The following is a 24606-nucleotide window of genomic DNA, read 5'->3' on the forward strand; positions in this document are numbered from 1 at the left end:
TTTTAAATTCCGCAAAGTCGGGAGACATTTGCGGAGCTTTTCATAGGAACTTTATGCTCGAAGACTTTGCGGAGCTGAATTTTGGTCTCTAATCACATATCCTTCTTTCATGGCGTGTAAACTTTAAATAAAAATAATAAAATTTCAATTATTCCTTATTTTATATTTTACTTTTTTTAAATTCCGCAAAGTCGGGAGACATTTGCGGAGCTTTTCATAGGAACTTTATACTCGAAGACTTTGCGGAGCGGGTGCAAATAAAAAATTAAAAAAGCAATTGCATTTATGTGCTCTATGTGCTGCGACTTACGATTCTGAGATAAAAGAATACTATCAAAGAAAAGTTGCCGAGGGAAAAAGTAAAATGCTTGTATTAAACAATGTTAGAAACAAATTAATACATCGAGTTTGTGCTTGTATCAGAGAAGATAAAATGTACGAGAAAAGACAAATAGCTTAAACTTTAAAAACATATTTTCTTTTGAAAGGGAAAAGATAAAAACTCTCTTCCCCTTCGCAAGACTTGTGTTTTTCCTAAACCAAATTTATTGAATTATTCTCAAAAAATCAATGAAAAAATTAACATTTTTTATTTGCTTAAACCATAGTTATCTGGGGTGAGGGAAGAACTGTAATTCATTCTTCACATATTGAAAACCGCCTAAATAATCGGTTACAACCGGATCTTGACTGCCTTGGTAAACTGTTTTGCCTACTTTGACGTCTGAAATAAATAAAACTAATTAATCTGATTTTTCTTATTTTCAAATGTAATAAAACTTTTAATTATTTGCTAGAACCACCCGAAAGGATTCGGGCGGGAGCGGGGTCAATCAGAAATATTTGTTACAAACCTAAAAACATCAAACCAATAAAATAATATTACACACAAATTTAAAACAAGATAAGGTATAACCTTGAAATTTTTTATTAAAACCAATATAATTAAAAAAAAGGAATTAATATAGCTTAAGAATAAACTCAAAATAAATACAATATAAAGATTTTCATCGAAAACATAATAACTCAAAAGAATCAAAATAAATAAAACTAAACTTATTAAACTTGAAATTATAAGTAAATATATTAACTTTTTCATAGATATATGTTTAAAATCCACCAGCAGGCATCAAAGTTGTAGGCGATATATTTGGAATAGGATTACTAGTTCCAGGTGTTTTTTTAATAGAATTTTCTAAATTATTCCATGACGGGTCTGGTGGTGAAACTATACCTATTTTTGGAACAAAATTTTCAAGAATTCCAGAGATATCGGGAACTCCAGCTTTATCAACAGTAATTCTCGGTAAAGCATTTGGAGTTTTAAAGACTTTACCATCTGGAATAGCAGAAGTATTTACACCATCTACACGAGCATATAAATCTTTCCCAGGTCCAATTGGATAAGCTCCATTGCTATCTTTCCCTGGGTTTTGGTCCACACCATCTATAACTCCTTCAGGTTTATAAAAAATTGTTTGAGTACTATTATTTTCAACAAAAGGTTCCATTATTGTCCCACCATTCGATTCTATTGTTTTCCAAGTTCTATCACTTATATTAATTCCCTCCCCATACTTACTTAACTCGGTTCCTTTTTCTAAAGCTTTACTGTGTTCCATACCTTGTTTAAAATCTTTTTTATCCATAACAATGGCTTCACCAGTCCAGCCTTCGCTATCACTTCCTAAAAGATTTCCTTCGGTGTCAATTATTGGAGCGGTTCTGATTTGGTTTATCAATAATTATAAAACACTACCTAAAAATTTTTATAGCTATAAAAATTTAAATAATACTTTTTATTATCTTTTTTAAAATAATATTTTATGTCATATCCTGATTCCTTTTTATATATCCTGTAAATCATAGAGGTATCAGTTTTAATAATTTCATTTTCTTTCAATTCCAAACTATTACCTTTTTTAAAATCTTCCTCAGAATAGAATAACCAATCTGATTTTTCCCAATAGTAAGGATTTAAACCTTCAACATAATCATCTGAATTATATCCTCTTAAAGGAAAATCAACTCTACTTAACCTAAATACACTATCATTTATAAATCTATTTATAAATTCATTGAATATCTCTTCTTCATTATTTTGCAAGAGACTTTCTTTTGATTTAACACAACTACACAAACTTAGTATAGCTAGAACTAATAATATTCTATTTTTCATATTTATTTAATTAATCTATTCTACTTGGTGGAAAATTAGGTATAGAGGGCAATGGTGATGGTGTTGGTGTTGGCATTGGTATTGGGTCTATGTTAGGTAAAGGACTAGGCGTTGGAGTTATTGGACTAGGCGTTAAAGGTGGAATAGGATTAATTGGCTGTCTATCATTTGAAGAATCAGGAGTTGGAGGAAACAATTTATCTAAATCTGGCATTTCAAAATGTGGTATTGGTTGTTTAATATAATCAGAAAAATCAAATTTAGGATTATCAAAACTATTATTAAACTTCAATTTTCTATTACCATATAAGTGAACATGTAAATCATAAATAGTTGATGGATCTATTTTATTATTCTTATTAAAAACTCCGCTTAAAGAATTAGCTTTTATTATTTCAAAATGCAAGTGAGGTCCTGTGCTTCCACCTGTATTTCCAGACAAACCTATAATATCACCATTTCCAACTTTACTTTTACCTGCCACCAAACCATTGGCTACTTTATCTAAATGAGCATATAAACTATAATAACCATTTATATGCTTTACAATAATATAATTACCATAGCCATTAGGATCCCAACCAATTTTAGCAACTGTACCCGCTGCAGCTACTCTAACATCACTTCCTACATTAGCTGCTAAATCTATACCCCCATGACCAATCATCTTCTTTCTAATAGGATGAAACCTTAAACCGAATTGACTTGATGTTCTATGGGATCTTACTATTTGAGGTATGGGAATTAAACCTTGATCATCGATAAAATATACAGGATTATTAAATGCATAACTGTATGTAGAAACATCTTTCATAAGTTCAATAAGTGGATCAATATTCATCCATCTACCAATTGCAGGGTCATAATTTCGTGCACCATAGTCGTAGAAGTTAAGCCCCAGCTCATCTTGCCACTCCTTCCCATTGTACTCATACTTATTAGAATTATCAGCATAATAATTGTACCCTTGGTGTTTAAGTCCAAAAGGGTAATAATGGTTTTCTTCTAAAATTTCATTAGAGGCTATAAAACCATCATCATTTAAATCAGAATACTTTACTCTAATATTGCCCAAGTGATCAACATAGTTAAAAACATATTTATATTGATTTCCTTCTTTATTTACATAACCTTCGGCATGTGGGTAAAATTTAAGAACGTTGTTTACATATTGGTATTCTTTTATATATTTGGTTGTAGTTACTCCGCTACTATCTGTAACTATTTTTTCTACCTTTTCACCAATTGCATTGTAAACATACTCAATTTGTCCCAAACTTCCAAACTGTATCTTTACTGGTAAATTCAAGTGGTTGTATTCTATATCTTGGTTAATTCCCTTGTTTCGGTCTTTGGTCAAGTTTCCGTAGGAATCATATTCAAAATCATTACCGCTTAAATTAACATCATTAAATCCGGAGGAGTCTTCGGTTAGATCTACTACATTGTGCAAGCGGTTACTATTATTTGGATATTCATAAATTAATTGATCTATCATAATTGGTAAAATAGCACTTTCCACATCTCCATTTCTAACCAAGGTTCTGATATTCCCATTTTTATCATAAGTCAAATGTTCATTATAAACTTGATTTAAGCTATTATTTTTAAAATAAATAGCATCTTCCAAACGATTCAAATGATCATACTTGTAGCTGTAACTTCTAAGCTGATTGTCAGAATTGGTTTTCCAAAAAGTTTCTGCAATATTACCATTAAACAATGGAGTGATCATTTGCCCATTAGAATTCGTTACTTGGTTGTAATTTATTTTAAAGGCAAATAGGTCTGTAGGATCACCGGTTTGTGCTAAATCATTGATATCATTAATAGCAACCATCCAACCTCTAACATTATATTTGTAATCTACTTTTTGTAGTGGGTTTTGAACAGATTTCCCAACTTTCTTACTTTCCAATCTACCCAACTCATCATATACATGAAAAGCAAGTAATTGTGGCGTATTATTTCCTATTTTATGGTAATGACTCAACAAACGGTCTTGCTCGGTGTAGGTAAAATCCTCCCTAGTTATTAAAGGTGAATCACTGTTTATTCTCTTATGTTCGGTCACGGTATACAAAACTTTGTTGGTAAAATCAAATTTAGAATCTGTTTGATTGTAACCACCGGTTCCAAGTTCACCATTCCTAAAAAATACGCGAATCGGATTGGCCTTTTTATCATATAAAGTATAATTAAGTTCGCGTCTGTAAGAATCAGATCTACGCAAAACACGGGTCCAAACACCGGTTAATAAACCTATTGGCTTTTGAGTTAAATTATAATAGACCGTTTGTCCTTCTATTTGTGAGGGTATATTTGAACTGGCTGGTGCATCCGGATAATTGTAATTATCAAAATAAGAAACAGTCAATACATGATAGCCAGAGGTAGGCCATGCTACGTTAGAGTATTTAAAGGTTACCCCACCTATTGTTGCATCGGTTGTAGTCGAATTTCGAGATTCGCTCAAAACCGTATCATTATTGCGTTGGGTTTGAAAATTTTTCCTGTTTTGACTGGTAAAACTAGAAGAATAACTCATCCATCCTGTTAAAACAGGTCTATTCAAAATATCATATTTTGTTATGAGCCAGCCGGGTAAAGTAAGATTAGTAAATGGTTTTATTACAGGACCGGTTGCTATTACACGATCTAACTTGTCATAAATAATATACTCTACTATTTTTTCAGGTAGCTTTTTTTCAACCAATCTATTGCGATAATCATAATGGTATTTATAACACAAACCATTTATTACAGTCTCATCCACATTCGTTTCTGTATTTACCAATGGAGGTAAAACAAAACTTAAATTACCATAAATATCATATACATAATAAGTATCATGTTTAATACCTGCATTATAAAAACGTTTCAATACGATGCGGCCTTCTTTGTCTTTAAACTCTTCTGATGTATTATTCAATCCATCTTGAACTTTCCAATTTTCATTTTTCAAGATTGTTTTGAAAAGTTGATTGGGTAAAAAATATCCATCTCGAACTAGTGTAGAAGTATAAATTTCCAAATTTGAACTCCATACGGTTTGTGCTTTAAATAATGCAACTTCACTATCGGTATTGGTTTGATATTCAAATTTTTGCATAGTATCACTATCTGTATCCCATGAATTCCCGGGAGCAGATTGTTTAGATATCCTGTTTAGGGGGGAGGCCTCAATCATTTGTTCACTATAAGGCTGTAAAGTAAAATCATATTGAGGTTGGTTGTAATAAGCAACTACACTCTGTAGCATATTAGATTCAAAATTCAGGTTTGCTCCTTGGGTTACATAAGGCAAATATTCTCTGGTCTGTCTTCCAAAAGAATCATATACGATAGGGGTAACAATATCCTTTCCGGAAGCTGATTGCTTATGAGCTTTTTGCTGAATAGGTCTCCCAATGCCATCCAAAAAAGTAATTTCAATTATAGCATCCAAAGGGTTGGTTACGTCTATACTACCTTCAGTAGAAGGCTTTTTATAAGTAATCGACTTCACAAAGTTGGGATTTTGCGAAAGACCTCGGTAGTTATATTCATATTCGTTCAAGACATTCGAATCTGAATCTTTAATAAATCGCAATCTACCAAAACTATCATATTCAAAAAAAGATGTATATCCTTTTGGATCAGTAACACTTGTTATACCATATAGTGGCATGTAAGTATATGTAGTTATCATGGCATTTTCCAAACTTGTATTTGATCGCAGGCTATTTATTGCTGTAAGATTGGTTTCACTAATCTGATGGGTTCCCAAAGCCGAAATTACTTGTGCATACGTTGCATTTTCAATCTTTGCAATGGGTAAAGATTTATTGTAGCCCCACAAATAGACTATATGTGCTCCAAATTCTTGTTTAAGTTCCAATACATTTCCATACTCATCATAATTAATAAATTGAATACGGGGTTCTAAATTGTGAGTAGACTTACTCATCAAAATAGTTTGAGGTAAATATGAATTATTACTTGTCCAATTGTTGTTGTAATTTATCTCTTTAGTCTCTAAAATTTCAGTTCCTCTACGTTTTTCTATTCGTTTTATAACTCCAATTCTATTGGTGTTCAAAAAATCGGTGTCATAAGTATAATTAACTGTTAAGGTTTCGTTTAAAGAAGTAGTAATTGTATTAGAGTTGAGCTTTTTATTACTAGTGTTGTAGCTATAAGTTTCAAATTGTTTCACTTGCTTTTGTCCTTCACTATCATAAAAATAGAGTATTGATTCTTTGGATAGGAGCTTAGTCCATGCAAAATTTTCATACGTACTCACAAAGTTTAAATAAAACTGCGGATTACAATCTGGATCCCAGCCTTGAGAACAGCCATTGTTAGTATAACAATTTAAAAATAAATCTAAAAAATCCCAAGATGAAGCCATGGCACAACCGGTTACAAAGTACCCTCTTATACCTGTTCTTATAGATTGTTCTGTACTGGCCCAATCATAATCAAATAAATTCTCAGCAACAATTCTAAAAGAGTTTGTTCCCGTTTTGGCATAATGCCTTTCTTTTTTCAAAAGCCCACGTTTGTAATCAAAATTGGGTGAAGCTTCAAAAGGATAATTAATGGAATAATTAGTTTCTGGATAATCAATAGGAGATGTATATTCATATTGTGTATATCCATTACTATTCACATCTGAGTCTGATATTGTTACATTTTTATAACCCACATCCCCTCCTTTAGTCTTAATAGCCATTAAATTATTAAAGTCGGCAACAACTTTATATTCAAGTGTTCCAAGAGAAAGTTGTGTACTCATGGTGTTAGCCGATCTTACATATTCAAAAACCGGTTTCGGAAAAACCAGTGAACCACTACTCTTAGAATGATTAAAAAAATTGTAATTAAATTTCTTGAACTTCAAAGGTTCGTTTGTATCTAAATTTTCATAATACTCAATACTTTTAATTCTTACACCTCCTCCATACAAAACAGTTTCCGTTTGCAAGGGATGGGTTTTAGTAATTACTTGAACGTTTAATGTACCGGGGGTTGATATATCTACCCAATTAAATTGAATAAAATATTCAGTATTAGGCTCTAAATACCAACGGTTTTCATCCAACACTTCAGGAGATTGATTCAAAGCTGTTACTATTTGAACAAAACCATTCTCTTCATTGGGACTAATTGTAAAATTTAAATCTATAATTCGGGGTTGACTGGAAATTCCTAAACTTTGCTGAACGGTTTGACCCGTATGATTTAAAACATAGTTTTGATTTGTTACATCCCAAAAATCAGGATGCGTTTCAAAATTCAAAACTTCCTCATCCCCTATGTATGTGTAAGTATTAGACTCAAAATTAAATTTAATAAAACCTCCGGTAGGTAATAATATTTTTTCTAAAACACCGGTACTACATAAAACGGGGTCTGTTTCTCTAGATACACCACTATTTCGGTAATATCCCCAATAATCATAACTGCCTATTCCGGATCCTACATTCTTGTTCTTATAATCACATTCAAAAACATTTTCTACGCTGTCTGCATAGTTGCGTTCTCTAACTCTCTCTAATGCCAATCTTTTGTTCTGGACTTCCATATAAGGACTGGAAATATAACCATATTCTAGAGTATATCGCTTTACAGGTGTTTCATTCCAGTCCTTGATAACTATATCTTTTAATTTATGTGCACTCGAATTTAATCTAAAATCTTCTCTCCCTTGCTCCAAAACAAACTCTATCTTAGCTTTATTAATTACAGATATCAATTGTGGTTTTTGGGTAGTAATGGTTTTCTGTTTAATGGTTAAAGAATTCTTTGGTAATAATCCGTTGATATTATAATCATTTAGGTAACTTACAATTAAGGATTCAGTAGCTGCAGGCTGTATAAAATAATCCAGCTCAGTAGTCTCAGTAATTACCTCAATTGAACTTTGATACGTAAAGTCTACTAGTAATTGTTGGTTAGGATCATAAATTTTTGACAAATGAAAACTACTCACATAAGTCATAGGTTGGGTTACATTAGTTCCCGGAAATGAACCAACTTTAAATGATTGGTTGTAGGTTGTTGAACTTTCAGACGTAGTCTCTTTTACATCAAACACATAACGATATCCCTTATCATCATAAACCACAAAGTGATTAAACTGGTATTTATTTGAACTCAAATTGTTGTTGTAGGTATAATCCAATTCTATACGAAAATTAGAATCACTATCAAGTTTCACAACTTCTAAAACACCTGTCGAAACCATTTTTATATAAAAACGTCCGGTTTGTCCCATGAAATTAATTTGGTACAAGTCATGTTCGCTATCCAATATTCCTTTCTCAAAAGCATACCACATATAATTCGTAATGGTTTGCTGTTGTGCAGAATTCAAATTTGTCCCCAATAAGCTTAATACTTGATAGTAATCATTCCTATTTACACCAGAAAAATTATTGTGATAAATACCTATTTGGCTTTTGTTATTACCAGAGATATCAGCCGCATGATAAACTTCATCAGGCAATCCTTTAACAGTTCTTGAAATACTACCGCCAGCAGTCAAACTCCAACCCAAACCGGTGTAACCTGCCATTTCTTTAACTGCTATTGAGGCAGGATGGTACTTTAACTTTAAATCAATTAAAACTTCCTTAGACATACTTGCAATACCGTAAATCGGGATACTTATATCCGGAATTCCAGTATAATTTTCAACAGGAACTTCTTCAAACTTCATTAAAGCGGCAACGGTTGGAGAGGGTAAAGATATATTAGGCATATCGGTTTCAATAGAAGCCATTGGAGGAGTTTGTGCATAATTTAGGTGCAAGCCTAAAAAATAAAATAAGGCAAAATATATAATAGTTTTAGATATTAATCTATTCATCTTTAATCAATTTTAAATTAGAGTTTCATGATTTTTAAACCGTTCTCTTGAACATCAGTCTTTACTTTAACCACATAAATTCCACGTGGTAATCCGGTCATATTTAGAGGAATAGTTCTATTCTCTATAGCAAAATTTTGATGTAAGCGACCACTCAAATCATACAAAAAAATCTCTCCACTTTTAAATTCATAATTTACAATTACGTTGGTAAAAGTTTCAACAGGATTTGGAAAAGCTTCTATCGTCTCTTTCACTACTTCTTTCTTGCTCTTATCTTTCAACTTAACTACCCAAAAATCCTCTCTCCCTACAGAGCTTTTTCTATCTCTAGATGATTTTCCATTTGCTGTACCGGAAAGTATATAACCTCCGTCTCGAGCTTCAAAAACTTTAGAAAGAGCATTCTGATCATTACTTCCAATATATTTACGCCAAACCTCATCGCCACTTAGACTTGTTTTAATAAGAACAAAATCACCTACACCCTCTTTGTCTCTTTTGGGAGTTCCCTGGGTTTCACTCACAGCCATACCCCCAATCAATATAGATTCATCAGAACCTAAAAACATAGAAGTTAATTTATCATTCTTGTCAATATCATACGACTTTTGCCATATAATTTCACCATGTACATTAATTTCAATTATCCAAAAATCAGAGCCACTTTTATTGGTGCAATCTTTATTTCCTGTTACTTGTGACCATGAATTACCACCAAGAATATAATTACCTTTTGAAGTTTCCACTACAGTCATTAAAAAATCATCTTTGTCACCTCCAAAAACTTTCTCCCAAAGAAGTTCACCTTTTTTGTCTAATTTTAGAACACAATAATCAAGCATACCATAATTCTTTTCGGTTTTGGCATAACCTAAATTTGTTTCAGTACTAGTAGTATACTCAGTAGAATTTGATGTGCCCCCTATCAAAAAAGAACCATCTTTACTCTCTAATATGCTTTGAATTTTATCTGAGTACTGTCCACCATAAGATCTTTCCCATTCCAAATCTCCATTTCTATCAATCTTAACAATCCAAAAGTCAAGATTGCCAAAACTATTTGTACTTTTTAATAATAACTTTGACTTATCAGTTCTTTTTAAATCCGTTTGAGATTGATTATACAAGGTACTAGATGATGAAGAATTTATACCAATTAAAAAACCACCATCTTGAGTTACAATCAAATCACCCAATAGGTCCTGACCTTCACCTCCCAATGCCAATTGCCATAAAACATTCCCTTTAGCATCTAATTTTAATATCCAGATATCGTCACCTCCTAAAAGTTCGCTAGATTTGTCTCCTGATTTTCCGGATTTTGAATTTCCGGCCAAGATGAATCCACCATCATTTGTGTGTTTAATACACTTCAACAAATCCAATCCCGAACCACCAAAACTCTTTTGCCATTCCATCTCGCCCTTTTCATCCATCTTCCAGATCCAGTAATCCAAATCCCCTTGGTTCGCTTGTAACTTTTTACCCGTTTTACCGGATAGCGAGCTACCGGCCAGAATAAATCCATAGTCCGCAGTGGGTATGGCATCAAATAAATAATCGGCATGTTTACCTCCAATAGATTTTTCCCATTCAATATCTTGGGAATATAAAGGAAGTCCATAAGTAAGAAGTATCAATAAAAAGATACCTCCATGAAAAGTAGTTTTCTTCATAGAAAAAATATAAAAAATTGACAATAATGAGGGGGAATAAAAGTCGTGTGGTAATTGACTTTTAAATTTTAAATGTCAAAACAAAAAGGATTATTTTGACAAGAGTGGTTTGTTTTTAGGTATTTTCTTATGCAATTATAAACATTTATTTTTAAACTCAAAAGTTAAAAAAAGGGTATTACAACATAAAATGTAAAAAATAACAATACGGTAATAGTTTGTTAAGAATGAAACACTTAGAAATAATATAACGTAACAATAGGTTTAAAAACACATAACTTTTTCCAACCCTGTGTCATTCCGAGCCACACACCATAGTCATTCCAAGCTTCCAAACTTGTCATTCCGAGCCCGCGAGGAATCCCCTACGCAGTAGGCCGTACCACCCTTCCCTGCTCCATGTCTTTCCAAGCCACCAGTATTGTCATTCCGAGCCCAGCGAGGAATCTAAATCACAACTTAAACCATAAAATACGTTTAATACTTATCAAGTAACAATTATAAAAAGTATATTCTTTTAGCACTTTAAAAACACGCTCAATTAATTAAATATTTACTTTCAATCAATTTAATTTGAAAAAAAAATGCCAAGGATTAAAACCCATTGGCATTTGATTTATATTCAATCATAAAGTTCTAAAGGAAAATCATTCTTTAATCACTCTAACGGTTTCCACTCCTTTAGAACTGTATATTCGCAAGCTATAAACTCCTACAGGATATCCCTCTAAATCAATTTGGGTTTGCTCCGTTGAAGCGGTTTGAACGGTTAGTTTTTGGCCTACCATGTTAATCACTTCTATTTTTGTAATGATTTCTTTTCCAGAAACAGTTACGCATGACTGAGTCGGATTGGGATAAACGGTAATATCTTTCAAAAGCTCTTGGGGTATACTCAGCGTATTTTCACATTTAAGCAATCGAACTCGGTTGGCATTCTCAAAAGAGCATGCACCATCGGCATGAATATAATACCGTATCACTCCAGATGTCGAACCGGAGTTCCAAACCAAAGGTGAAAGTCCACTAACTACCAATGCCGTTCCATTACTATTGGTGAGGGTTAGATAATCTGAGGTTACAGAACTCGTAAACGTATATTGTTTGTTTGGTAAAATATTTACGGTAGTGAATTCTCCGGCTCGAGCATTGTTTACAATTATTTCATTGGTTTCTGTGCAGGCCGATGTAAACGTTGTGGCAGGATGCTGTCCATAAACGGCTGTAGAACAAAAAGTAGAAGTACCCTGTGTGTTTACAGCTCCGCCACTAATCCAGGTGCCGGGTGTAGGTGAGCAATTGGAACGCAACCAAAAATAATATAAGGTGTTTGAGTTTAATCCAAAAACATTAACTGTAGTTTGATTAACAACGGTTCCGGTGGGTATAGTTGATGCATTGGGTGGTGTTGAAGAAGTTGAAATATAATATTGATACCCATTAACAGGAGCGGGATTGGCAGCTGTCCAAAGATAAGAAGCGGAATTAGCCGTAGCAAAAATGATGTTGATATCACTCGGATCAGCACAACCTGTTGGAACTTGACACGCAATAAATTTTGAACGAGCAGTATCTTGATTGCCACAAGACGCATTAGTATGCAAATAATATCGGAAAACACCATTATTGGCTGCCGAATTCCATGACAAAGGAGAAAAGCCATGGGCCAAAACAGTTGTACCGGCCGCATTGGTAATCGTAATGTAATCAGTAGCCGTTGAACTGGAAAACGTATAAGAACGATTAGACACTAGGGTCACATTGCTATATTCTCCCGCCCACGCATTGTTTACAATTAACTCAGCGGTACCGCTACACGTTGGAGTAAAGGTAGCATCCGGAAATAATCCATACACAGCGGTCGTGCAACCATTGGCAGTAAGTGTCGTAAAGCTTCCTCCGGAAATCCACATACTTTGCGTAGCACCACAATGGGCTCGAACCCAAACATAATAAACTGTTCCGGCTAACAATCCGTTTAGGTTGGCAGATGTTCCGGTTACGTTACCGGAAGGTGTAGTACTTGCTATTGGAGCTGTAGATGAAGAGGACAAATACACATCATATCCGTTAGAAGGCACAGGTGAAGCGGCCGTCCAAGTAGCAGTAGCTGTACCCGAAGTGATAGCCGAAAAGCTGATACCGGATGGACTACCACAAGAGGGTGCAGTGGTCTGACAACTAATGAATCTGGACCGATTTACATTCTGATTTCCGCAATTGGCGTTCGCATGTAGGTAATAACGAAATATCCCGTTGTTCGTGGTAGAATTCCAGGATAAAGGAGATAAACCACTGGCAAAAATAGTGGTACCTGCGGCATTGGTAATCGTAATATAATCAGTTGTTACTGAACTGGAAAATGTATAGGAGCGATTGGCCAAAATGTTTACGTTGGCGTACTCTCCTGCCCATGCATCATTTACTATCAACTCAGCCGTTCCGGTACATGCGGGAGTAAAAGTTGTTTCTGGATACAAACCATAAAAGGCAGTGTTACACGCTCCTACGGATAACGTAGAAAAACTACCCCCGGAAATCCATGTACTGGTTAAACCCTCACAATTGGAACGAACCCAATAATAATAAGTTGTTGAAGAGGTCAAGTTATTAATGGTTGCCGAAGTAGCAGCTATACTTCCATTAGGAGTTGTTCCACTTGTGGGTGCGGTAGTGTTAATGGAAAAATAAACATCATAAAACGATGGATTGGAGGGAGAAGCCGTCCAATTAATACTGGCTTGATTTACACCAACGTTAAACGTACTCAAATTGCTAGGTGGTGTACATTCGGCAGATGGAGCACAGCTAATAGTTCGGGTACGTAAGGTAGCACTGTTCCCACAAGACGAATTGGAATGCAGAAAAAAGCGAACCGTTTCCGCAGAAGCTCCGGATTGCCATACCAAAGGCGTTATTCCGGCAGCATAGGAAACTGTACCTGATTCATTGGTAATAGTAAGATAATCCGTGGCGATAGAGCTACCAAAAGTATATTGTTTGTTCGCCAATACATTTATATTCGAATATTCTCCGGCTTTGGCATTTGAAACAATCGTTTCCGAACTTCCTGTGCATGCCGGTGTGAAAGTGGCTGTTGGATGTAATCCATAAAACGCACCATTACAATTAAGACCTTGCGGAGTAGTAAAGCTTCCTCCAAATAACCAAGTAGATTGAACCGTATTACAATTGGAACGCACAAAATAGTAATACGTGGTATTGCTGGATAAATTATCGATGAGTGTACTGGTATTGAGCGGATAAGAGGTTTGAGAGGCATTCGGTTCAAGTCCGGTTAAATTATAGGCAAACTCATATCCGTGAGAAGGTGCCGGACTAGGTGCATTCCATGTAAACAAGGCAGAATTGGCTGTGATATTGTTCACACTTAGATTAGAGGGTTGATTGCAAACTACTGCGGAAGTGACAAACTCTCCCCCTTGCATCCATACACTGTATTGCCCATTATAATTTGAACGTACCCAATAATGATAGCGTTTATTAGGGTTTAAATTAGATACGGTTGCAGAAGTTGTAGAAGAAAATCCGGTAAACGCGGAATCAGAAGAGTTACTCGGCGGAAGAGGTAAACTAAAACTTCCGGGAGCTTCAATTATATGATATTGATATCCATTGGTAGGAGGCGAACCAATCCAATCCCATTGCCAACTGAACGAAACAGAATTGGTCGATACATTGGTAATTGTCAAGTTTGTGGGTGGAAAACGATCCTGAAGTGAACTCATCACATAAACCGTTTTGTTGATACTATTGGTTTGACAGGCCTCATTGGTATGATAATATACACGGGCTTCACCGCTATAATTAAAATTTTTGAACACCAAAGGGGAATAACCGGCTGTTAAATAAAAACCTTGATCATCTGTAATGGTTAAATAGTCCTGATACCCTTGTTCTGCATCACCGGTTTTATACGCATAAAAAGTATAAAAACGATTGGCCAATACATTCAATTTATGGTATTTTCCATTGGAAGCCGTAAACAAATCAATGGTTTCTGCATTCCCGGAATAATTGGGTGTAAACGTTACCGAAGTTACGGGAGTTCCTGTTGTACACTGACTATGTAACGAAATAGTTGAAAACAGCATCAACAATAAAAATGAAAAAGTAATTTTTTGCATAGTAATTCATTTAAACAGAATCAAAAATTGGAGTATTTACCACATAATTCCAATTTTCAATCCCTATTCATCCAAAATGCTAAACTAAAAAACAACTCCTTTTTTAAAGAACCGTTAAAAACATAAATCGCACACATTTTCAGTACTTAAATAAAGTAAAACTGTTATTTTTGAATATATAAAAACCGGTATATTAAAGTACTTCAAACAATACAATTATTACTTTTTTTCGGATGGATCACCACTCTCTCCGGACAAGAAATTTATTTTACCAACGTAAGCAACTCCTTAAATCTTCCCTCACAAGAATGTTACAATGTACTGCAAGATGCCAAGGGGTATATTTGGATTGCAACCGAAAATGGTTTGGTAAAATACAGCAAAGACAGTCGCACCATTTTTGACAAACAAAATGGTTTGACTGAAAATGGGGTGTATTATATGGAAGAAAAAAAACCGGGTGAATTGATGTTGATTACCTCGAATAATCGCTTTTTATTTATTAAAGATAATACCATTAAAGAAGTAAATATATCGCAAAAAATTCAACGCTACCTTTCGCTAAATTCATTAGAACACACCTTTGACATCAGCTATCTGTTAAACAAAGACGCTAAGGATAACTTGATAATTAATTCGCAACAACGCACTATACAGGTTGATAAAAAAACAAAAAACATTATTGATTTATCTTCGCACAACAACTATCAATCAGATGCTTATTTGGTAATTGACAAAAACAAAGACAATAGTTTTTTTGTTAAAAACAATATCAAATGGATAGGCGAACTTCAAAAAAGAAACAATCAATTAGATATTGCCATTGTAGAAAATGGAAAAGTAAAAAAAATTACAATTAACCTACTCAACGATTCCCGGTTAGATTGGCGTTCAAGAATAGTAAACAGTGATGGTTATACCTTTGTATCTGTTCACAACAACCTGATTCAAATAGACAAAGAGTTAAATTTAAAAGTCATTCCTTTTTCAAGTGTAATTTCTTCACTTTACATCCATAAGAAACATGGATTATGGGTAGGTACCAGCTCCAACGGTGTCTATCATTATCCCAACAGCAAAAGTTTAGAAAAGTATAATCATGGTTTAAACGGATTAACCGTTAGTTCAATTGTGGTGGACAATGAAGGTGGTACATGGTGTACCACAACGGAAAAAGGGGTTTTTTATGCCGGAAACTACTCGGTGTTGCATTATCCGGATAAAAAAGAACTAAATAAGAAAACTACATTTTTAAAAACCATCAACAATCAACTGTTTTTATCAACTGAAATTGATCAATTATTGAGAATAGAAAATAATCAAACTTATAACACAAAATTACTATCAACCGGCAATACAGACATAACCGATATTTTAGCGTTTAAAAATAAGTTATACATTGCAACTAAAGGGTATTTTGGCACTTTAAATAACCAGTATCAAGTTGAAAGAACGATAGAAAGTCCTAAAAATATGGGTAATTTAACGGGTTATCAACTCGATGCTTTTGCCAGTCAGATATATATTTTAGGAGTTGGTGCAGTATATCGATACAATGGAAACAAAACAGAGATCCTTCCTCAATCTTTACCTTCTAAAGGAAGATGTTTCAAAGTACTGAATGAAGATTTACTGTATGTGGGTTGTAATGATGGTTTGTATAGATTAAATCCCCTTTCCAATACGTTGGAAAAAATAAAAGACATCAACACCGCTGTTTCAAAAATTTTAATTTCTAAAAAAGGCAAGGTTTATTTTACTACCAGAGGGCAAGGTTTTTATCAAATAGAAAATCACATGGCAATTGCTATACCAATAGAAAATGCCAGTTTGGTAATGAATGATCTCACTGAAGATGAACAAGGAAATATTTGGATAGCCAGTAATAACGGTTTGATAAAGTATCATCCCAAAAAATCGAATGTTTACAGCAAAGCGAACGGATTAGTATCCAATGATATTACGCATTTGAGTAGTTATCAAAATAAACTTTTTCTTTCTTCTCCTGATGGTTTATGCCAATTTCCTATAGAAACAGAACTTAAAAACCAAACGCCGCCTCGCCTATTGGTGGCTCAACTTAGTATAAACGATTCTATTTATACATTTGAAAATAAGACCATTAAACTGGACTATTGGCAAAACAATTTAACCGTAATCTTAGATCGTTTGCATTTTAAAGAAGGGAATCAAGAAGGTGTATTGTATAAATTAATCGGTCAGGATTCCAAATTTAGAAAAGAGAATACTAAGGTGCTTCGCTTCGAAAATTTAGCTCCAGCCGAATATAAACTTGTAATGTATGCGATAAATAATGATGGTATAAAAAGTGAAAAACCATTATTGTTGCATTTCAAAATTCATCCCCCCTTTTGGAAAACAGTTTGGTTCCTCGTGTCGATGATAGTTTTGATTCTTTTCGTCATAATTCTAATCATAAAACAAGTCGTTCAATCGGTTAAAAAAAGAGAAGCCGAAAAAACACGTATCAACACCTTACTATCCGAGTCGCAATTGAGTGCTTTGCAAGCTCAAATGAATCCACATTTTATTTTCAATGCCATAAACGGGATTCAAAATTATATCCTCAATAAAAAAGAAGAGGAAGCGTATAACTATCTAACCAAATTCAGTAAACTCGTCCGTCTGGTTCTAAATAATTCCAGAAACAAAGAATTAACTTTACAGGAAGAATTGGATATGTTGGCGTTGTATATCGAATTAGAACAACTTCGCTTTGACCACGCGTTTGATTATCTCCTCACGATTGATCCATCCGTCAATCCCTACGAAATAGAAATCCCTTCGATGCTCATTCAACCGTATGTTGAAAATGCCATTTGGCATGGGTTAATGAACTTAAATAAAGAGAGAGCCGGTAAATTAAAAATAACTATAACAACTGAACATTATTTGCTTAAGATTAGTATTGAAGACAATGGTGTGGGTAGAGCAAAATCCAATGAATTCAAAACCAACACCATTCATCATTCGGTTGGTATGCAACTCACCGAAGAACGTTTGGAAATGATAAAAAACATCTGGAAAACCAATGAAGTAAAAGTGGTAATTCAAGATGTATATGATGATAATCAAAAAGCATGTGGGACAATAGTTGAATTATTTTTACCTTTAGGAAGATGAACAATTCAGCAACCATAAAAACCATTTTGGTAGATGACGAAAAAAACAGCAGAGAAGTGCTCACCAAACTACTGGAAAAAAAGCATCCCGAAATCGAAATCATCGGCGAAGCATCCAATGTAGAGGAAGCCTATCAATTGTGTGTAAAATTACAACCACAACTGGTTTTTTTAGATATTCAAATGCCGCAAGCCAACGGGTTTAACTTACTCAAAAAGTGGGAAGAAATTCCGTTTGAGGTCATTTTTGTTACCAGTTTTGACCAATTTGCCATTACGGCGATAAAGTTCAATGCGTTAGATTACTTGCTAAAACCCATAGATATAAAAGAATTAGAAATAGCCATTGAGAAAGTAATAAAAAACGTAAACTTAAAAATCAATCAAAACCATCAAGTGATCAATTTAATCCAAAGTTTGGAAACAAAGACTTCTGATAAAAAATTTGCCATTCACAGTGGCGAAAAAGTAAAAATGATTAATAGTTCAGATGTTCTAGTAATCAAAGGCGATGGAAGATATTGTCAAGTTATCCTTAATTCCGGTGAAAAACTAACAACTCCAAAAAACCTGAAAGATTTTGAAGACTATTTTGGCGAAAAATCGAGTTTTGTTCGCATCAGCAAATCTCATCTTATCAATGCCTCCTACATAAAAAATTATTTCAAAGGTGAACCTTTTATCATCCAAATGACAAACGACGAAACCTTTGAAGTCTCCAGAAGAAAAAAACCGGAAGTGTTGATAAAATTGAACATGAAATTTTAAATTAAAAAAAGGATGTATTACTCGTTTTATCATTACATTACACCAACCTTATCATTACAATCATCCAGCATTGTCATTCCGAACCACCAGCATTGTCATTCCGAGCCCGCGAGGAATCCCCTACGCAGTAGGCCGAACAACCTTCCCTGCTCCTTGTCATTCCGAGCTCGCGAGGAATCCCCTACGCACTAAGCCACACCACCATACCCAATCCCTTGTCATTCCGAGCTACTAGCATTGTCATTCTAAACCACCAGCATTGTCATTCCGAGCCCGCGAGGAATCCCCTACGCAGTAGGCAAACGCACTCCCTTGTCATTCCGAGCCCGCGAGGAATCCCCTACGCAGTAGGCCACATGCCTTACCCACACTCCCTTGTCATTCCGAGCCCGCGAGGAATCTCATACCCCGTAGCCAAATCATTAGCAGGTAAACAAAAAAAATCAGCTTTAAAAAAACATTAACCATCCTTTCAAGAGTATAATAGTACCTAAATCCGTATTCTAAAAACTCTTGAGGAATATTTCTTACCTATATTTCTCGGTCTTAAATTTTCTACCAAAAAATAATACACCTTCATCAAAACAATCTATAAATGAAGCTTTTCTATTATTTGATTACCTATAGAAGAATTTATCAACTTAAAACTTAATACAATAAAATTTCTTACTTATATTTGAAAATAAATCAAATCTAAAACTCTCTTAATACTTTCATTTAAAAGGCTAAAGAATTATTAAAGTTTGACCAATAGCAAAGAGGGTTATTAAAAAAGTAGTTAAAAATTGGATACAAAAGCAGAGCAATATTATCCTACATACACTTTTAAACCTGAAAACCGTGATGTAGTTTTATTGGAATTTGAGGAAGCTCAAAAAATAGCGAATGGACAAACTAAAGTTTTTGGTCAGGTAACTAATATTTTACTTGCAGTAGTAACTATTTTAATTCCTTTATTTTTTGAAAAAGAAACAGATTCAACAAATACTTTTGCAATAATAAAAGAAAATGGCCTTTTTTTCTCTTCAATTATTTTTGTATTTGGTGCTTTAATTTTAAGATATTTCGTAGACTTACAAAAAAGTATAACAATTAATGCACGAAAAGTTGTTACTTTAAGAACTATGCTTGGCTTAGATTATGGTCACATTCATTTAACACTTCCAAATTGGAGAGTTGAAGGAGCTACAAATCCTTTTACAATCAAATATTTTAACGGATGGTTGATGTTCCAAAGCATGCCTTTTTGGGTTTTAACTATAGGAGTTAATGCTATTTGGTGGTTAACAACAAATGGTAGAGTTCAATATAATTTTGACATTTTTAGTGATGGTACTATTTTCATACCTTGGTATTTTGGTAATATTTTCATATCACTAACATATCTTATTATTTTTAGGCGAAATTTAAACGATACACATGAAACATGCTTTTTAAATATAGTTAAAATAATTGCTAAGATTATGCGATTTAGACTGTTAGATAATTTTGAATATATTTTGTATCGAGCAAAATTAGGCATTACTGAAATCAATCGTTTAAATGTTAACTACGAAAATTTAAAGTCAATTTTAATTGAAATAGAGGATAAAACTTTTTATGAAAATAATGGCATATCATTTAAATCATTATTTCGTGCCCTTTTAAGTCAAATTAAACCTCTTAGAAAAAAGCTTAATTTAATTGAAAGTGGTGGTTCAACAATTACTATGCAGCTTTCTAGAACACTATTTATTCCTTCAAATCAAAACAAATATCTAAGAAAAATTTTTGAAATACTTTTATCGTTTTGGCTTCAAAAACAATTCTCAAAACTAGAAATTCTTAATTTATACATTGTCTCAGTAAGATATGATTACGGTGTAATGGGACTTTCAAATGCCATAAAACACTTTTACACAGATGTCAAAAATAAAAAGTTGAGTATCGAAGAAAGTTTTGTTTTGGTAGAAAGACTTTCTAATGTTACGGGTACTTTTAGACGTGAAAGAGTCGATTTCTTAATTGAAAAATCAAATAATGATCTAAAGCGTGACAAGATAAATGATTTATATGATACCTTTATTAAAAAAGGAATAATAAAAGTATAACTCTTGCAAGCAAAATCAAATTATCGCTGTTAGAAGTCATTATAAATTTCAAGAAAATACTAAACTATTACTTATATAGCTTGAAAAAACAATAAATGCAGAGTTATTAATAAAGTATAGATTCCCTCCTACTTTACTTGTAATAAAGAATTTTAATGAAGAAGTATTTTATAAATAGAAAATCAAATAATTTCACAAGTAATGATAATTCAACTTTAAATGCTATAAACATACATCCTAATTTTAATCCTTTAGACAAGGTAGTAGAATTATACGAACGTTTAGTTCAAGCCGAAAAAGACAAAGTAAACTACTTAGAAAAGTTACTAAACAGATAATTTCCTATTAATTCATTTTTTACCCCAAATGCCTTCTCATCCGGAAGGCATTTTTTTGTATTCAAAAAAAAAATTAACTTTTTGTTACAACTAATTATTTTTTTGTGTAAATTAGTGATTCCAAAAACATATTTACCGGGTGGTAAATACATTCCCTTTTTTATTTTTTAATTTTTACAAATACCTATAAAAACAATTTATCCATGATAATTCGGTTTTAGGTTCATGTAAAAACAAAACGTTTTTAAAACAGTTTTAACTTCCCCAATGTCTAATGACTTGGCAAAAAAGTAAAACAAAAAAATAGTAATCAGATTTGTTAACCCTAATAAAGATGCTATGTCTGATTTTGTCAGACATATAAATGAGTTATATGACATTTCAAAGAAACTACCAAAACAGTAATAAGATGACAAACGAAGAAAAATTGCAGAAAATTATTGCTGCTTACACACCATTGGACTACACAAAAATTGACCTTAAAAGGACAATAAAGGACAACTACATTGCTGCTGAGTTCAAAGACAATTTTTGCGATGACATATGCATTACTTGGCGAAATATCAATTCGACACAATTACGAAATGATATGTTCGTAAAGCTAAAAACTGGAGAAGATATTATAAAAATCCTAAAATACATTTTGCTATGAAGTTAAAAATCACTCTGCTTTTTATTTCTCTCTCGACAATTTTAAGTAATAAAGTTTTAGGACAAGACTTTATTAGAATTGGAGCAGCACATGACTTTCAAAAAAATAAAGTTGTTCAAACTTTTTCATTTGACTTCAATAGGACTGAAAAAATTGATGAAAAGAAAGGAAGATTTCTAATTTTTGATCATAATAATTTTTACATACTTCCTACCTCAGATGTAAATATTGGTGACGGTGTAACTTCATCTGAAAACAATATTCTGTTTCAAATTAATATGGGTAAAGCGTTTTATGGCGAGAAATGGAAAAGTAAAGACAATTTAAGAACATCTGCTTGGAACAAAGCAATCGAATTTAATCCATCTTATAATTCTGATAAGCTTTTTCAAGAAAAATTAGCATTTGGACAATTAAAGTTGGTAGTAAATCTAATATCTCAAAAGCATAAAGACGCATCTGAAAACCCATATATTCAATCTGTACATTCAATCGCTTTTGGTGGTTTTTCAAATCTTGGTTATAGATATAGTAAAACCTATGACTCTGACGATTTGTATTCAACTGCTGGTATATTATTTGATTACAAAACCAGAATTTTGAACTCTAAAAATGAAGATACATGGGTCTTCAAAGCGACAGGAAATTATTATTACATAGTTTCAGATGTCCAACTATTAGCGACTAACAATTTTGCTGGACTAATAAAGTCATCTATCGACAGACAAATTTTTAAGAATACTTTTATCGGACTATCTTATAAATATGGAAATGACAATCCAAATTACAAATACATCCATACATTGGAGTTATCAGCAAAAATAAAGTTTTGAAAAAAATGACAAATAAATAACAATAAAATAAAAAACAGAAAATTATGGCAGAACCAACAACAGCATCAGCTATAGGTGCAATTATTATTGCAAAAGCTGCAGAAAAAATAGGTAGTCGAATAGGGGATGAAATCGCTAACGGCATATTTGGCAAATCAGACGACATGGCAGACATAAGGAATATGTTAAAACAACTTAATCTGAAAGTCGATGAAATTTTACACTATTCAAAGGCTACCTATACTCTAGTTCAAGACTTACCAAATGTAATTATAGGGATTCTAGAAAAAGAAAAGTTATATCATGCACATAACAATATTGAATCTAATTATGAGACCTACATTAGACTACCACAATGGAATAATACTATTGGACATAGTACAATGGCAGGTTTACTTGCAAATTGGAAAATTGTTATCGATACAGAATCTAATCTTGATAAATTATCAAGGTTACCAAAGTATGGTGAATTCTTATTGCTTGTTACCAATGGACAATTCTTTGAAGTAGTCTTAAATGGTGTTGATTCAAAAATCAATTTGCTAGAAAATTCTTTAAAAGTTGAGAAAGAAGACATATTACAACCAAACGTCAATGAAATAGAAAGACTTATCAAAACTGGCTATATAAAAAAAGGGACTTTATTAGATGCTGAGCCTTGGGCAACTTGGGTTATTGCTGACAAAAAGACAAGGACATACAAAGACTGTTATGATATGCCTTGTGGTGCTTGTAATGGATCAATTACTATTTGCAATGACGTTCAAGTACCTGATACTGCATGGAATAACCAACTTGAAAATGTAAATAGACAACTTTTAAACAGTGTTGGTATTGTCAGTTCCACTATAATCAAAATTCGTTCAATTTATCTAGTTTTAGAAATATTGAAAAAGTACAAGAAGTCACTTTTGGATAGGTCAAACGAAATTAAGTCTCATTCTCACGTAAAAGTTGTAGAATCATTTACTTCATTTCCATAGAAAAACAGTATTTAACAGACATTTGCCTCCATGGGGGATGAAATGGTTAAATCAATAGCACTGCTTCTATCAACATTTGTGCTTGGTTAACAGTGAAGTGCTCCGAAACCAAACCAATCATAAAGAAGTAATCCATTTTGAAATAATTTTAAAATCAAAAAGACTCAACGTAAATGGCTTACCAAAGAAACAAAAAAGATAATTATCTAACTTACAAACCCGAATGGGCTAACTATATCTGTTTTTATAATACATATAAACAAGTTAGGCAACATAACCCGACAACCCATGAGTAATAAGAAAGATAGGCTAATTGGACTAATGAAAACTGCTCAAGCAGAATTTGGAGATAAATTTCTGGTGTATGCTATTCCAGAAATTATGTCAAAAAAATTCATTGCTTATTGTTCAATGAGTGAGGATATGAAATTAATACTTGAATATATATCGTTATTACGAACTAAACCTTTGCATACAATAGAATCTTCCTTATCATATTCTTTAATTTCTTTATATGGAAAGTGTTTTACAGACGCATCTAAAAATAGTTACCCAAAGTTAGAGAGTAACATATTTGCTGGAAAAGCAGATTTATTGAAAACTCATGAATATCTAATGGATTTACGTCATCAGTTTATAGCTCACCGTGGCAATACAGAAAGCGAAATTGGAGTGGCTTTTATGCTTATACCAAAAGATAAAGATGATACTCAGACTCAAATTCAATTCCTTCAAGTCAAGCAAAAATCATTTTCGGACGAAGATTTAGATAAATTTGAAACGTTAATGAAATTTATAACTGATTGGTTAGCAGAAAAAATACAGAAAAGTGGCGAAAAATTACGTGATGGATTTTTTAATTCGTTCACGCCGGAAGAAATCTCTGCGATGCTCTTAAACAATGCTAAATAAAAAGGTTACGTCGCCTAACAGCGGT

Annotated in this window: 12 protein-coding genes and 2 pseudogenes; 9 read left to right on the plus strand and 5 right to left on the minus strand. The window is 33.1% G+C overall.

Annotated elements, in window-relative coordinates; translation table 11 throughout:
• Nucleotides 1-1109 precede the first annotated feature (1109 nt).
• The 5 genes from V7M80_RS12570 to V7M80_RS12590 form a co-directional block, all read right to left on the minus strand.
• Nucleotides 1110-1742 carry a hypothetical protein gene (locus V7M80_RS12570; RefSeq protein ID WP_333696638.1) on the minus strand — a complete coding sequence of 211 codons (633 nt, stop codon included), beginning with the start codon at nt 1740-1742 and terminating at the stop codon, nt 1110-1112.
• A gap of 17 nt (nt 1743-1759) precedes the next feature.
• Entirely contained in the window at nt 1760-2179 is a 420-nt protein-coding gene (locus V7M80_RS12575; RefSeq protein ID WP_333696640.1) for a hypothetical protein, read from the minus strand.
• A 10-nt stretch (nt 2180-2189) separates the two neighbouring features.
• Nucleotides 2190-9035 carry a DUF6443 domain-containing protein gene (locus V7M80_RS12580; RefSeq protein WP_333696642.1) on the minus strand — a complete coding sequence of 2282 codons (6846 nt, stop codon included), beginning with the start codon at nt 9033-9035 and terminating at the stop codon, nt 2190-2192.
• A 17-nt stretch (nt 9036-9052) separates the two neighbouring features.
• The gene (locus V7M80_RS12585) at nt 9053-10714 is read right to left on the minus strand and encodes a T9SS type A sorting domain-containing protein (RefSeq protein WP_333696644.1); all 1662 of its coding nucleotides are present in this window, start codon (nt 10712-10714) and stop codon (nt 9053-9055) included.
• Nucleotides 10715-11361: 647 nt separating this feature from the next.
• Complete coding sequence (locus V7M80_RS12590; RefSeq protein ID WP_333696646.1) at nt 11362-14862, minus strand: fibronectin type III domain-containing protein; 3501 nt, start codon at nt 14860-14862, stop codon at nt 11362-11364.
• 261 nt (nt 14863-15123) lie between these two features.
• On the opposite strand from V7M80_RS12590, the pseudogene V7M80_RS13165 reads away from it, so the two are divergent.
• From V7M80_RS13165 to V7M80_RS12630, 9 genes and pseudogenes are all read left to right on the plus strand, one after another.
• Nucleotides 15124-15216, plus strand: a pseudogene (locus V7M80_RS13165) (hypothetical protein); the annotation flags it as partial.
• 12 nt (nt 15217-15228) lie between these two features.
• On the plus strand, nt 15229-18006 hold the full coding sequence (locus tag V7M80_RS12595; protein ID WP_333696648.1) for a sensor histidine kinase: 2778 nt from the start codon (nt 15229-15231) through the stop codon (nt 18004-18006).
• Nucleotides 18003-18773: a LytR/AlgR family response regulator transcription factor gene (locus V7M80_RS12600; protein ID WP_333696650.1), complete on the plus strand. Its 771-nt coding sequence runs from the start codon at nt 18003-18005 to the stop codon at nt 18771-18773. The genes V7M80_RS12595 and V7M80_RS12600 overlap by 4 nt, the downstream gene beginning before the upstream one ends.
• Before the next feature lie 785 nt (nt 18774-19558).
• Complete coding sequence (locus tag V7M80_RS12605; RefSeq protein WP_333696652.1) at nt 19559-20863, plus strand: biosynthetic peptidoglycan transglycosylase; 1305 nt, start codon at nt 19559-19561, stop codon at nt 20861-20863.
• A gap of 236 nt (nt 20864-21099) precedes the next feature.
• Nucleotides 21100-21201, plus strand: a pseudogene (locus V7M80_RS13170) (transcriptional regulator); the annotation flags it as partial.
• Nucleotides 21202-21610: 409 nt separating this feature from the next.
• Nucleotides 21611-21853: a hypothetical protein gene (locus V7M80_RS12615; protein WP_333696654.1), complete on the plus strand. Its 243-nt coding sequence runs from the start codon at nt 21611-21613 to the stop codon at nt 21851-21853.
• Complete coding sequence (locus tag V7M80_RS12620) at nt 21850-22686, plus strand: hypothetical protein (RefSeq protein WP_333696656.1); 837 nt, start codon at nt 21850-21852, stop codon at nt 22684-22686. Before V7M80_RS12615 ends, V7M80_RS12620 begins: the two co-directional genes overlap by 4 nt.
• A gap of 44 nt (nt 22687-22730) precedes the next feature.
• Entirely contained in the window at nt 22731-23669 is a 939-nt protein-coding gene (locus V7M80_RS12625) for a hypothetical protein (protein ID WP_333696657.1), read from the plus strand.
• Between the two features lie 288 nt (nt 23670-23957).
• Nucleotides 23958-24581 (plus strand): hypothetical protein, encoded by a 624-nt coding sequence (locus V7M80_RS12630; protein WP_333696658.1) that lies wholly within the window; start codon nt 23958-23960, stop codon nt 24579-24581.
• Nucleotides 24582-24606: the final 25 nt, after the last annotated feature.

Source organism: Flavobacterium sp. (assembly GCF_036759525.1).
Lineage (GTDB): Bacteria > Bacteroidota > Bacteroidia > Flavobacteriales > Flavobacteriaceae > Flavobacterium.

Excerpts from the sequence above, each read along its gene's own strand:
- V7M80_RS12575 (WP_333696640.1), bottom strand. The coding sequence starts at position 2,179 with ATGAAAAATAGAATATTATTAGTTCTAGCTATACTAAGTTTGTGTAGT.
- V7M80_RS12615 (WP_333696654.1), top strand. The coding sequence starts at position 21,611 with ATGACAAACGAAGAAAAATTGCAGAAAATTATTGCTGCTTACACACCA.
- V7M80_RS12625 (WP_333696657.1), top strand. The coding sequence starts at position 22,731 with ATGGCAGAACCAACAACAGCATCAGCTATAGGTGCAATTATTATTGCA.
- V7M80_RS12580 (WP_333696642.1), bottom strand. The coding sequence starts at position 9,035 with ATGAATAGATTAATATCTAAAACTATTATATATTTTGCCTTATTTTAT.
- V7M80_RS12590 (WP_333696646.1), bottom strand. The coding sequence starts at position 14,862 with ATGCAAAAAATTACTTTTTCATTTTTATTGTTGATGCTGTTTTCAACT.
- V7M80_RS12630 (WP_333696658.1), top strand. The coding sequence starts at position 23,958 with ATGAGTAATAAGAAAGATAGGCTAATTGGACTAATGAAAACTGCTCAA.
- V7M80_RS12620 (WP_333696656.1), top strand. The coding sequence starts at position 21,850 with ATGAAGTTAAAAATCACTCTGCTTTTTATTTCTCTCTCGACAATTTTA.
- V7M80_RS12600 (WP_333696650.1), top strand. The coding sequence starts at position 18,003 with ATGAACAATTCAGCAACCATAAAAACCATTTTGGTAGATGACGAAAAA.
- V7M80_RS12585 (WP_333696644.1), bottom strand. The coding sequence starts at position 10,714 with ATGAAGAAAACTACTTTTCATGGAGGTATCTTTTTATTGATACTTCTT.